This window comes from Amedibacillus sp. YH-ame10, assembly GCF_053848885.1.
Map to the genome: position 1 here is coordinate 1 of NZ_JBSPFA010000050.1, position 12,098 is coordinate 12,098.

Consider the following 12,098-nt stretch of genomic DNA (forward strand, 5'->3'; position numbering starts at 1 on the left):
TAATTTGACTCTAACACATTGTTGTTTTCCATAGTTAAATTATACCAAAAAAACACGTCTTCCTCTTATGAGATTGACGTGTTTTTTTATGTTATGGCTGTTTCTTATTCGTTACAGCCTCTTGTATGTTATGTTGATGGAGCAGATGAGGTGGGTTCTTCAAAAACCTCGTTTTTAACATATTAAACTATAAAGACGAACGTTTTACCTAGCAAAGCCTTCGTTATTAAATGATAACAAATATCTAATCATGCTTGTAATACAGTTAACAAACTTAAAGTTATCACATGAATATACTTTTAATATCACAGTTTAACTCTTTTGATTTTATCATAATTGCCATTTCTTCAAGGGAAGAAAGAAAAGCCACAATACATATCATAATTGCTGCAAAATCAAGCCCAAAACAAATATTGAGTATCGGAAATGTAAAGATAGAAGCACCAGTGACTTTATTCATCAAAGTATGTAGCGATGAAAATGTACGATATTTATAAAAACCAATACTATAACTAATCAACCGTAGAAATGTTATTGTAACAATGCACCACCATAGATACATAGGGAGATGAATGTTTTTTGCTACAACAACGAGAATTGCAATCGCAAAAACAAAATCGGCAATACTATCTAATCTAGCTCCTACTGCACTTTGTTGCCCTAACTTTCGGGCAAGAAAACCATCGAGTATATCACTAATGCCACACCACAAATAGCACAACCAAAAAGTAGCTGAATAAACCGGAGAACTAACTATTAGAATTGCAAATACAATACGCGAACATGTGATGACATTAGCCGAATTTTTGATATAATCACCCCACAAATTCTAATTTATAAGTACATTATACCTTGTTTTAAATCTAATAGCCATATTATTATTTGACACTTTCTTATCATCAAAAGTTATACTCATAATAATTTCAATCCTCGTTCCTCCTACATACAAAAAAGACATGAACACCCTTATACCCTTAAGATACATAGCTTTCATGCCCTTATATATAAAAAATGCACTCAATTATGAGTGTACGAGGTTTTTACTGGAGCAGATGAGGGGAATTGAACCCCCGTATCAGCCTTGGCAAGGCTGTGTTCTACCATTGAACTACATCTGCAAATGGCGGTCCAGATGGGACTCGAACCCACGATCTCCTCCGTGACAGGGAGGCATGTTAACCACTACACCACTGGACCAAAAAATGTAAAATTCAAAATGGCGGTCCAGATGGGACTCGAACCCACGATCTCCTCCGTGACAGGGAGGCATGTTAACCACTACACCACTGGACCATTTTGACTATTTTCATCATAGTGCCTGTATATAATACCATGTTTCGCATATATTGACAAGTCCTTATTTTCGTTTTTTAAAATTTTTTATAATAGAAAAGAAGTGCGTTATTTGCACTTCCTAAATATCTAAACTTACACGTATAGCGTGGTTGATTTTTTTGATGGTTTCTTCATCTAATGTACAGATCCATTGACCTAATCTTTTTTTATCTATTGTACGAAGTTGTTCACATAAGATCATAGATACATAGCTTAATGAATGATCACTGAATATCACATGAGTTGGAATGGGTGGCTTGCTCATCTTCTTAGATATTGGAGCTATTATCACTGTTTTTGAATACCGATTCCCTTTGTCATTCTGTATGACTACAACAGGTCTTACTCCCCCTTGTTCACTGCCTACAACTGGAGATAAATCTGCATAGTATACATCTCCTCTTCTTATCATTATTTCATCACAGCAACCTGCATGCTATTGATTACTTCCATCATTTCATCAGGACCTAGATCTTCTGAAAATACAGTGAATTCAACATTATCATAGATTACACTCATATGATTTCCATCATAAAACCCTACGACATCAAGAGCATCTATCATTTTACCTGGCATAATAACAGTTTGTGTTTCCTCTGCACTTGTTCGCTTCATCTCAACCACTGTAAAATTTTTATCACCTGTATACTCTAGCACATGCTTCACACTTCCATTGATATCCATTGTGGATGTATTCGTTAAGGTTGAGTTGTATACCATAACTGGATATAAAGGCAAATCCGCTTCATTAATTGCGGATGATGATGCGCTCTTTTCAATGGTTGTTGGGGCTTTAAAGTATTCATCTTTGATAGTCGCATCATAATCCGATTTTGTGAATACAATCTTTAACTGTGCACTATTATCTTTATTATAAATTTGAAGCCATTTTACTTTTGCATCTTTATCAAACATGATCTCTTCATGATCATAATCCTTATTATTTGGATAGCTTACTTTACTACTCACAAGATATCCATCACTTTCCTTCTTTATGTTCGCATTTTTTTGTTTTACAATTGATGCGATGGATTGTAACAGATAAGGCTTGGGAGAATTCATTGGCCAATCTCCCTCAAACTTAAATATCTGATTTAAACTAGGTGTTATTACATAGACACCACTTTTGTTACGTAGGATAATTTGTTGTTGGTTTAATTCTTTATCGGTAATTGTTACTTTGAATAAATCTTTGTCGTCTTTTTTGTATCCAACTTCTACTGCGTAAGTCTTTACATCTTCTCCTTTCGTAATTTCCATATTGCCAGACAGGATGTATGAATTCATATTTGACATTTTCTTATCGAATTGCTTATCGAATGATTTTGGTTTTATCGCAAACAAAAGACCAATCACCAATACTGCAATTCCAATTCCTGCAATAATCTTTGTCTTCATAGGTATCTCCCTTCATCTCATCCTAATTTATGCTGTACCCTGACAAATCATTCATAAATCCATTTCAATTTCATAGATTATAGCAGGTGATGAAAATGAGTAAGTTACAAAAATTCTGTTTAGTATTAACAATTATATGCAGTATCAATTATGCTTTTCATGTACTACTAGGGTTTGATATCCTATATGATTTTCTTCATAGTAAACTATGGATTGAAAAAATATATGCTTTTATCTTTGGGGCGTCCGCCTTCATAAATATCTTATTGTTCAAAGATGAACACATTAGATAAAGAAAAAAACAGCCTGAGCTGTTTGGGTTTACAATAATAAGAATCCTAAATCTGTGATAACTTTCCTTGCGATTGATACCATATCGGAGTTGCCTTCTATTACAACACACTGTCTTTCTAAATCAATTTCGAAATCTGTTCTTGTTTCAGACAGTGCACTTTCGATTTTTTTTGCGCTTTCTTTGTCTTTTAGATTTCTAACTAAAATTATATTTTTCATAGGAATCACCTCGTTGTTATTATAGCACATTTATCAGTTTATAAAACGCACATTTTTCTTAATTCTGATTTTGAATCAATGTGCCTTCTCCATTGGAAAATGTTCCCTTTAAATAAATTTTTATTTGATGTTCCTTTGCGTAATTAACACAACGATCATGTAGAACTCTAGATTTCATATTTAACATTTCATCATAGCTTAATACATCATACTTAATTGCGCAATCTTCTAATTTGGGATCTACGTTGTATACTCCATCTACATCCGTATAGATTTCTACTTCTTTTAAATCAAGCATATCTGCGAATAATGCTGCACTATAATCACTTCCACCTCTTCCAAGCGTGGTTACATTACCATGATAAGAGATACCTATAAAACCACTTACTACGATGACATCATATTCTTGTAGCTTATGTTTAATTTCTTTGTTATCTAGTTTTAACACCTTTGCGTACTCATAGTTTTCATCGGTTAAGATACCACAACTAAAAAAAGGAAGCGCAAAGGCTCTTATTCCTAGCTCCAACAATTCACTACAAACTTTTAATGCTGAGATTTGTTCGCCCATGGAAACCAATCTAGCACGTTCTTCTTTACTTAGGTATTCACTTCCTAAAGACAATAAAGTATCCGTTGCGTACGTATCTGGATATCTTCCCATAGCAGATACAACCACTACGACTTTATGGTTTACAATATTCTTTAATATATGACGATATACATGCTTTCTGGTTTTCTCATTTCTAAGGGAAGTTCCTCCAAATTTCATGACTTTTATATTCATTATTTAACCCCGCATTTCTCTATACAATATGCATAAAATATGTAGTTGTGAAGATTTTTGCCTAAAAAAAACATAGCTAACTATGTTCGTTTTAATCTTTGAAGAACGCTATGCTTTTCTCTACAAGCTTTTGATAGACTGGTTTCATATCTTCTTCTCTTACTATCTGATTGATTTGAGAAAGTTCAACCCATTGAACACCGCTGTTCTCATCCGCTTTGATACGCAAGACGCTTTCTTCATCCGCAACACACAGAAACGTAACGTTTAAGTGAACATGAGAAGAGATGAAGTTTCCCTTTTTCTTATGCGGTGGAACTGGCAATATCTCTATGGAAAATATACTGCTTTGTAGTGGGATTAATTTTTTTAATCCTGTTTCTTCCATTCCCTCTTTCAAAGCAACATTCATTACATCCTTATCACCATCACAATGTCCTCCACACCATCCCCATGAATCATAAATGTTATGATAAATCATTAAGACTTTGGTGTTGGTTTTGTTGACAATCCAAGGTGAGCATGTGATATGCCCATAGTGATTTTCTCTTTCGTAAACATTTTGAAAGTCATGTAGATATTCTAACATTACTTTGCGATCAGCTTCTTCTTGTTCATTATAGGGAACATATGCTTTTAGTTGTTCAATTAAATCCATACTCATTTCTCCTTGTACCATTCTACAAGAGCCTCTCGATATACTTTATAAGCCGTAGGAATGGCGTATTGATGATTAATATCTTCCATTGTACACCAAATACCTTCTTGGCTCATATGCTCTACCTCTACGAAAAAGCCGTGCATATGCCATTCAATATGAGAAAAGATATGTTTTGCATTTGGTAATTTTGTAATTTTTTTAATTCCTTTTATATGTTCTTGTAGGTCTTTCTTTTTCAAAAAGCCTTCGTAATTCATAAATTCATAAAGATTTGCGAGTAATCCTTCTTTGGGTCGTTGTTGTAAGTAAATATGTTCACCATTCACTAGTACGAGAATTGTTTTTTGTTCGATTTTTCTTTTCTTCTTTTGTGTCTTGTTTGGAAGGCGTTGCGCTTGTCCACTTTGATATCCTAGACACTGATCACTAACAGGGCAGATATTACAGCGAGGAGCGGCATTAGGAACACAGATTAACGCACCTAATTCCATCAACGCTTGATTGAAATCTGCACTTCTTCCCTCAGGCATATAGTCTTGTATAATATTCTGAAATTTCTTTTTTGTTGTTTCTTTTAGGATATCATCTTCACAAACCAAGACTCTTGTAAATACTCTTAATACATTTCCATCCACTGCAGGAATATTTTCTCCATAGGCAATGGAAGCTACTGCACCAGCCGTATAATCACCAATACCTGGCAATGTTTTTAACAATGTAGATGTGTTTGGAAGTTGTCCATCGAACTCTTCTACACAACGTTGAGCACACTTTTTCATATTACGAACGCGATTGTAATATCCAAGACCTTCCCATAACTTTGCGAGTTCATCATCACCTGCGCAGGCTAAATCTTGTAGTGTTGGTAGGGCAGATAAAAATCTTTCAAAGTATGGTTTTACTGCTTCTACCCGAGTTTGTTGAAGCATAATTTCACTTACCCAGACACGATAGGCACTATTGTCTTCTCTCCAAGGTAAAATTCTAGCATGTTGTTTGTACCACGCTAGCAATTGTGTTGTAAATAGTTGTTTATCATGTTGTTTTATCATAGCGAAATTATACCATACTCTCTATGTTGGATACAAAAGAAAAGCCATGTTTCCATGACTTACCTTATATGTATTTTATAGGAAGTAATTTTCCGGTCGTACACGACAAGGTGCACTTCCACAGGCATTTGCGTATGTCCATCCTAAACCAAAGGACACATCTTTATTTGCATTCCATGTATTTACAATTTCCTGTAAGGACATATTTCCCATACTTGTCATTTCTATATGACAGTGTGGACCTCCACTGTTCCCAGAACTTCCTGATAATCCAATTTGTTGACCTTGTGTAACGATTTGTCCAGGGCTTACACTTGGCGCATACATGTGATACATACCAATGACATAGGATTGTCCATTAGACAACTGTACTGCCATCAATACGGCGTTTCCAGCCCATGCAAGACCACAAGTACTACCTAAGCTTCCATATTCAGCACAACCGCTATACGTTGTTAAAACGATTCCTGCCGCAGGTGCTACTATTGGAATCCTTGTCGTTGTTCCGGTGCTCATATCCATACCAAGATGAAGACCGCCTCCAGGATACTGCCAAGTTCCATAGTAATAGTTCCAAGTATTTCTAGACATAGGGCTCATAAGATAAGAACTTAACCCTGAACCGGTATCTCCACCTGAATTACCTCCGTTATCTCCTTCACCTGTATTGCCTCCGTTATCTCCTTCACCTGTGTTTCCACCATTCTCATTCCCACCTTCAGATTCATTTCCATTGCCGCCACCATTTCCATTACCACTTCCAGAGTTGTTACCACCTCCGCCACCAAGTTCTGGTGGAATAGTTGTACTAATGGTTGGAAGAGAAGACTTGATAGAAGAAGAAAGCATTTCTCTTTCGATTGCAGCAGCGTTTAAATCCGCTTGTTTATTTTGATAGCTCGCAATTAAAGATTTATTAGATTCATTTAATGCTTCCGCGATTTTTTTCTTATTGTCAATGTCTTGAACCTGTATTTCTAAAAGCCCTTTTTGAACCTCCACCGTTTCTTTATCTTCATTAAGTTTCTGTTTTTCTTGTTGGATTGCTTTGATTTGATCATTTTCATAACTATTCAATTCCCCAACAATTTGTGTTCTTCTTAATAAATCTGAAAATCCAGTAGATCCCATAATGAAGTCTATATAATTATTACTGCCTACATATGCTTGCATCTCCACTAAACGCTTTCTCATCAATTCATCACGCTTTGAAATATCTGCTTGTTTCTTTTCAATTTGAGTATTAAGTTCATCAATATTGGCTTGTGTTGAATCAATAATCGCTTGAATAGAAGAAATCTGGCCATTATAGTCACGAATTACACTGTTGTTTTCGGTAATGGCACTCGACATTTTATTGATATCACCTTGTAAATCATTCGCTTGGTTTTTAATATCACTGATTTGATTATCTAAATCTTTCGATTTATTCTGTAAGTATTCTTTATATTGAATACATTCATTTAATGTTGCTTTATCTGTAACAACTGCGCATTTCTTATTCATTTGATCTTCGCGCCCCTCAAAGCCTTGGGCAAATATTAAATTTAGATTCCCAACCAACATGGAACCCACAAGAACAAACGCTATACTTTTCTTTCTCATAATCCCTCGCTCCTTTCTAACGCTTCCAACGTAAATAACGTGTAGTAGATAAAAATCCACCAAAGAATCCGACCAGCACTCCAATTCCAATCATTAATAAAGAGATTTGTATTGTCAATGGATATACTGGAGACAGCTGAATCATTGTCGACATCATTTCACCCTTTGTTAATGAATATAAATATTGATACCCAGCAATGGTAAGGATTGTTGGAACAACCGCTCCAAAGAAACCAATACACATACCTTCTAACATCATTGGAAACTTGACACTCCAATTACTTGTCCCAACAAAACGCATGATTGCAATCTCATTTTTTCTTGTATAAATAGACATTTTAATTTTATTTGATATTAAGAACACTGCAATTAGGATTAAGAACACAATGAACACAATACTTCCATCTCTCACCATTTTTGCACCAGCTAATAAATCTTGAGTTGAGCTTCCACCATATTCTGCGGAGAATACTCCATCCGTATTTTTAATTGACTTCGTTACATTTTCAATCTTACTTGGTTCATTTACTTCTACGATAAACGCATCACGAACAGGACTATTCTCTCCATCATACATCGAAAACAAACTGTTTTCTCCTTGGTATTCTTCTTTATAGGCATTCAGTTCATCCTGTCCACTAGAATACGTGACACTTTTGACATTTTCTATACTTTCGATCGTATTTTGTAGTTGTGTAATAGCATCATCCTTCACAATATTATCGATAGAAACTCGTATTGTTACTTGATCTTCGATATGGAACGTCATATTTGTTAGATTTGCACTAATGAGTGAAAAAACAGATATAAGAATCAATGTAATGGATACTGCAACAGACGCTGAAAACGTCAATCCTAGATGACGTGTTATATTTCTGAAGGTCGTTTTTATATAAAATTTAAAATAACGATATAATTTTTTCATAGTTCAACTCTTTCTAAATAACCACTTATATGATACCTTACAAAATGAGGGATGTAAAGGTATAAAGGCCTTACATTCCTCTTATAATCCTTAAAGTTTTGTAATAATTTTTAAAGTAGAAGCACTAAAAAAAAATCATAGCCTTAGACCATGATTATTACAGCATAATACGTATGATTTCACGTAACATTTTATTTTCATCTTCAAAATTTCCTACTTCATGATAAATGTTGGAAAGATCTTCCAATAGGAGGATTTTCATTTCTTTTAAATCTCCAGGAAGTTCCCTATATAGCATTTCTAAATATTCCGTATCATCTTCTTGTCGATCAAATATTTTCTTTACATATAGTAAAGCTTTGTGACAAAAGCTGTTTGGATCCATCTGTTCTCTTCTACCTGCCCATAATCCCGCTTCTCCAAAATTCTCAAGCTTTGCATATGAATAGGCAAGAAATAAATACAGTTGTGGTGAAAATTCATTGGAACTTTGCACTTTCAAGCCATAACGAACGCATCCTTCATAATCACGCATCAAAAAACGTGTATAACATAGATTAAAGTAACAGTTATATATTACATAATCATTCTTGTATTGTTGAGCTAATTTTAAAGTTTTCAGAAGCTGTTTTTCCGCAAGTTCAAAACAGCGCATACCAATATACGTAAAACCTATTGAACATATTGTATAAAGCATGCGATTAATATTCCACTTCTTTTCATAAAGTTCAAATGCTTTATTGTAGTAATCTAGAGATTCTACATATCGATTTTGATAATAACAAAGACAACCAAAATGCTGATACAACAATTCACGGTAGGAAAATGGAGATATTTTATCAGCTATCAAAAAGAATTGTTCACATTTATCATAAAGCTCTCTTTCTCTAAAATAAATTCCTTTATAAATATAGTATAGCCCCTTATAGTCCGGACTCAACACATTCACAAAAAGCGATAAATCTTCCAATAAATGTTCATACTCTTCACTTAAGGGATCATTCATTCCAAGATACATAATTTTTATTAACAAATACTCAGGAAATAAAATCGAATGTTCAAAATCAACACCATCCAATTTCTTCATAAGTTGTTTCTGTTCATCTATGATATCATATGTAAGCACATGAAAAGCATCATCTAATAATTTTCTGTATTTCTCCTGCTTTTTAAACAAAGATATAAAATCAATACCGATATAATCACAGATTTTCTTTAATGTATTCGGATGCGCTTCAAATCTTCCATTTTGGATATTATTCAATTCCATGTAAGATATACCTGCGTACGAACAAACAACACTAGGTAACATTTTTTTATTTTGGATGGTATAAGAAATATAAGGACCTACGTACTCTAATTTTTCCATACACCAAAACGTTTTGAACATAAAAACAACTTCTTTGTGTCTATGATATTACTGTCAGCCAAACAATAACTCTTCAAAACACGTTCCATGTTCTCTCCTCCTCATTATATTTTGTAAAAATAAATGAAACACCCACTTTAGGCCCCCTTATGAATTACGCCTACGTGAATAAAAATAGCACAGATTAAAACGAATTACAATACGAATCACTTAAAATATCTTTTATTTTTTTACATTACCAATTTGGTGTATAGTCATCTCAATTTCTTTCCTAGAAAAGAAGACTTTTCACAATTTCTTTTATGGTATATAATAACTTTCACAAGGGAGATTTTACATGCGTACTAAGGGAATTATTTACACAGTTATATCAGCGATATTATTTGGGATTACACCAATATTAGCATCTTGGGTATATGCCTATGGCATTAGTTCCATCACCATTGTTTTCTTTCGTTCACTTTTCGTTCTACCTATCCTATATGTACTTATGAAATCACAGAAAATCTCTCTCCATATACAAAGACAAGATTTGAAACATACAGCTATCATTGCGATTTTTGGTAGTGGACTTACTACAATCTTGTTGTTTACATCCTACCAATACATTGATGTTGGAATGGCGACTACACTACATTTCCTCTATCCTTTATGCGTTTCATTATTGTGCTATCTTGTATATCAGGAAACACTAGGACGCAGCAAAGTGTTCGCACTCATACTGGCTGCAATTGGTACGCTTTGTTTCTTTGATACAAAGGAAACAGGAAGTTTACTGGGGATTTGTCTAGCAATTACTTCTGCAGTTGCGTATGCATTTTATATGGTACAACTCTCAAAGAAACATTTAACGAAACAAAATCCATATTTGATTTCCTTCTACATGGCATTGTTCACAGTGTTTGAAACGGTTGCGTATCATATCTTTGTACCATCTATTACACTTCAACTTCCTATGCAAGCCTATTTTATCCTTATCTTATTAAGCATTGTATCTTCCTTCCTTGGTGTTGTACTCTTACAACTTGGAATACGAGAACTTGGTCCTTCTACTGCTTCCTTATTTTGTCTATTTGAACCAATCACATCTATTATAGCTGGTGTTTTGTTATTACATAATCGTATCACTTTCTTAAATATCATCGGATGTATGGTGATTTTGTCATCACTTGTGATCATTACATTAGCAGAAAAGCAAAAAGAAAAGTATCTCCAATAAATTCTAGAGATACTTATTTTATTATAGGTTTTTCAACATGATGTTACAGCCATCAATAACGCAATTCAATGCATTATCCGCAACATACACAGGTATTTTTAATTCATTTCTAAGGAGTTGATCCAAATTTTTCAATAAGGCTCCTCCACCAGTTAACACCAATCCATGAAGTACAATATCTGCAGCCAACTCAGGAGGAGTGACTTCTAGAATTGTTTTTGTGGCATGTACAATTTCTTGTAAACTTCCACGTATAAATCCTTCTACTTCATTGCTATTGATTTCAATAGAATGAGGCAAACCTGATTCTACATCACGCCCAGAAATCATCATAGTAATTGGTTTTTTCGCAATCAGTGCATCCCCAACTGTCTTCTTAATTTCATCTGCTGTTTGTTCTCCGATGTACATTTTTTTGAGTACACGAACTCCTTCGATTATGTCAGAAGTCAAACGATTTCCTGCTGTTTTAATGGATGTTGAACAAACGATATCTCCTAAGGACAATACTGCGATATCCGTTGTTCCTCCACCCATATCCAATACCATGTTTCCACTTGCTTTTCCAATATCAAGACCAGCACCTACTGCAGAAACTTTTGGTTCTTCTTCCAAATATACTTTCTTAGCACCTGCACGATACGCGCAATCTCGTATTGCATTTTTTTCCACGGATGTAATTTTTGTTGGATGACAGATTAAGATTACATTTTTCTTAAACATGCCTTTCAAATCACATTTCTTTAAAAAATAATTCAACATCATATCAGTTGCCTCAAAATCCGCAACTACTCCATCTTTTAAAGGACGAATACAAATCATATTCTTAGGAGTACGTCCTAACATATCGCGTGCATCTATTCCAGCTGCAATACATTTTTTGCTTGATGCATCCACTGTAATAATGGATGGCTCATTGACGATGACTCCTTTATTATCAACACAAATCAACAGGTTTGTCGTACCTAAATCAATTCCTATTTTTCTTACCATCAGGGACCTTCTTTCAGCATATCATGCATATCGATACTAATATATCATATTTTTGAAAAAATTACTAAATATTACCAAATTTTTTTCATTTTTGTTTCGATTTCTATAAATATTCATACACGGGAGTTTGACAGCTAAAATTCAAATAAATTTGTATATAGCCTATAAGCAAAGGCTTTTTTTGTATAAATTTTGTCAAATTTGTTGTAATTATATATCGTAATATATTGTAATATGTCAC

At 34.1% G+C, this 12,098-nt stretch carries 13 protein-coding genes and 3 tRNA genes; 2 read left to right on the plus strand and 14 right to left on the minus strand.

Annotated features, from left to right (window positions below; translation table 11 throughout):
- Positions 1–283: 283 nt before the first annotated feature.
- The 6 genes from ACWG42_RS14385 to ACWG42_RS14410 form a co-directional block, all read right to left on the minus strand.
- Entirely contained in the window at positions 284–826 is a 543-nt protein-coding gene (locus tag ACWG42_RS14385) for a CDP-alcohol phosphatidyltransferase family protein (RefSeq protein ID WP_455793259.1), read from the minus strand.
- Between the two features lie 218 nt (positions 827–1,044).
- A tRNA-Gly gene (locus ACWG42_RS14390) sits at positions 1,045–1,118 on the minus strand.
- A gap of 3 nt (positions 1,119–1,121) precedes the next feature.
- Positions 1,122–1,197 (minus strand) — tRNA-Asp (locus ACWG42_RS14395).
- 20 nt (positions 1,198–1,217) lie between these two features.
- A tRNA-Asp gene (locus ACWG42_RS14400) sits at positions 1,218–1,293 on the minus strand.
- A 121-nt stretch (positions 1,294–1,414) separates the two neighbouring features.
- Entirely contained in the window at positions 1,415–1,747 is a 333-nt protein-coding gene (locus tag ACWG42_RS14405; RefSeq protein ID WP_455793260.1) for a type II toxin-antitoxin system PemK/MazF family toxin, read from the minus strand.
- Positions 1,747–2,733 (minus strand): LolA family protein, encoded by a 987-nt coding sequence (locus tag ACWG42_RS14410; protein ID WP_455793261.1) that lies wholly within the window; start codon positions 2,731–2,733, stop codon positions 1,747–1,749. The genes ACWG42_RS14405 and ACWG42_RS14410 overlap by 1 nt, the downstream gene beginning before the upstream one ends.
- Before the next feature lie 95 nt (positions 2,734–2,828).
- Between ACWG42_RS14410 and ACWG42_RS14415 the strand changes: the two genes are divergently transcribed.
- Entirely contained in the window at positions 2,829–3,026 is a 198-nt protein-coding gene (locus ACWG42_RS14415; protein WP_455793262.1) for a hypothetical protein, read from the plus strand.
- A 28-nt stretch (positions 3,027–3,054) separates the two neighbouring features.
- Here ACWG42_RS14415 and ACWG42_RS14420 read toward each other — a convergent pair whose 3' ends face one another.
- The 7 genes from ACWG42_RS14420 to ACWG42_RS14450 form a co-directional block, all read right to left on the minus strand.
- Positions 3,055–3,246: a hypothetical protein gene (locus tag ACWG42_RS14420; RefSeq protein WP_455793263.1), complete on the minus strand. Its 192-nt coding sequence runs from the start codon at positions 3,244–3,246 to the stop codon at positions 3,055–3,057.
- Positions 3,247–3,304: 58 nt separating this feature from the next.
- Positions 3,305–4,033, minus strand: coding sequence for an aspartate kinase (locus tag ACWG42_RS14425; RefSeq protein WP_455793264.1), 729 nt, complete (start codon positions 4,031–4,033; stop codon positions 3,305–3,307).
- 91 nt (positions 4,034–4,124) lie between these two features.
- A complete protein-coding gene (locus ACWG42_RS14430; protein WP_455793265.1) occupies positions 4,125–4,691 on the minus strand; it encodes an NUDIX hydrolase in 567 nt (188 codons plus the stop codon).
- A gap of 2 nt (positions 4,692–4,693) precedes the next feature.
- The gene (gene mutY / locus ACWG42_RS14435; protein WP_455793266.1) at positions 4,694–5,746 is read right to left on the minus strand and encodes an A/G-specific adenine glycosylase; all 1,053 of its coding nucleotides are present in this window, start codon (positions 5,744–5,746) and stop codon (positions 4,694–4,696) included.
- Positions 5,747–5,821: 75 nt separating this feature from the next.
- Positions 5,822–7,351, minus strand: coding sequence for a coiled-coil domain-containing protein (locus ACWG42_RS14440; RefSeq protein WP_455793267.1), 1,530 nt, complete (start codon positions 7,349–7,351; stop codon positions 5,822–5,824).
- 16 nt (positions 7,352–7,367) lie between these two features.
- Positions 7,368–8,276: a permease-like cell division protein FtsX gene (gene ftsX, locus ACWG42_RS14445; protein ID WP_455793268.1), complete on the minus strand. Its 909-nt coding sequence runs from the start codon at positions 8,274–8,276 to the stop codon at positions 7,368–7,370.
- A 157-nt stretch (positions 8,277–8,433) separates the two neighbouring features.
- Complete coding sequence (locus tag ACWG42_RS14450) at positions 8,434–9,666, minus strand: tetratricopeptide repeat protein (RefSeq protein WP_455793269.1); 1,233 nt, start codon at positions 9,664–9,666, stop codon at positions 8,434–8,436.
- Between the two features lie 316 nt (positions 9,667–9,982).
- Here ACWG42_RS14450 and ACWG42_RS14455 point away from each other — a divergent pair, with 316 nt between their 5' ends.
- On the plus strand, positions 9,983–10,864 hold the full coding sequence (locus ACWG42_RS14455; protein WP_455793270.1) for a DMT family transporter: 882 nt from the start codon (positions 9,983–9,985) through the stop codon (positions 10,862–10,864).
- 21 nt (positions 10,865–10,885) lie between these two features.
- Here the strand turns inward: ACWG42_RS14455 and mreB are convergent, their stop codons facing one another.
- A complete protein-coding gene (gene mreB, locus ACWG42_RS14460) occupies positions 10,886–11,857 on the minus strand; it encodes a rod shape-determining protein MreB (protein WP_455793271.1) in 972 nt (323 codons plus the stop codon).
- Between the last annotated feature and the right edge of the window lie 241 nt (positions 11,858–12,098).

Bases quoted from the DNA above. Each gene is read 5' to 3' on its own strand.
- ACWG42_RS14440 (WP_455793267.1), bottom strand. From the start codon at position 7,351: ATGAGAAAGAAAAGTATAGCGTTTGTTCTTGTGGGTTCCATGTTGGTT.
- mreB (WP_455793271.1), bottom strand. From the start codon at position 11,857: ATGGTAAGAAAAATAGGAATTGATTTAGGTACGACAAACCTGTTGATT.
- ACWG42_RS14455 (WP_455793270.1), top strand. From the start codon at position 9,983: ATGCGTACTAAGGGAATTATTTACACAGTTATATCAGCGATATTATTT.
- ftsX (WP_455793268.1), bottom strand. From the start codon at position 8,276: ATGAAAAAATTATATCGTTATTTTAAATTTTATATAAAAACGACCTTC.
- ACWG42_RS14450 (WP_455793269.1), bottom strand. From the start codon at position 9,666: ATGTTCAAAACGTTTTGGTGTATGGAAAAATTAGAGTACGTAGGTCCT.
- ACWG42_RS14425 (WP_455793264.1), bottom strand. From the start codon at position 4,033: ATGAATATAAAAGTCATGAAATTTGGAGGAACTTCCCTTAGAAATGAG.
- mutY (WP_455793266.1), bottom strand. From the start codon at position 5,746: ATGATAAAACAACATGATAAACAACTATTTACAACACAATTGCTAGCG.
- ACWG42_RS14430 (WP_455793265.1), bottom strand. From the start codon at position 4,691: ATGGATTTAATTGAACAACTAAAAGCATATGTTCCCTATAATGAACAA.
- ACWG42_RS14405 (WP_455793260.1), bottom strand. From the start codon at position 1,747: ATGATAAGAAGAGGAGATGTATACTATGCAGATTTATCTCCAGTTGTA.
- ACWG42_RS14420 (WP_455793263.1), bottom strand. From the start codon at position 3,246: ATGAAAAATATAATTTTAGTTAGAAATCTAAAAGACAAAGAAAGCGCA.
- ACWG42_RS14410 (WP_455793261.1), bottom strand. From the start codon at position 2,733: ATGAAGACAAAGATTATTGCAGGAATTGGAATTGCAGTATTGGTGATT.
- ACWG42_RS14415 (WP_455793262.1), top strand. From the start codon at position 2,829: ATGAGTAAGTTACAAAAATTCTGTTTAGTATTAACAATTATATGCAGT.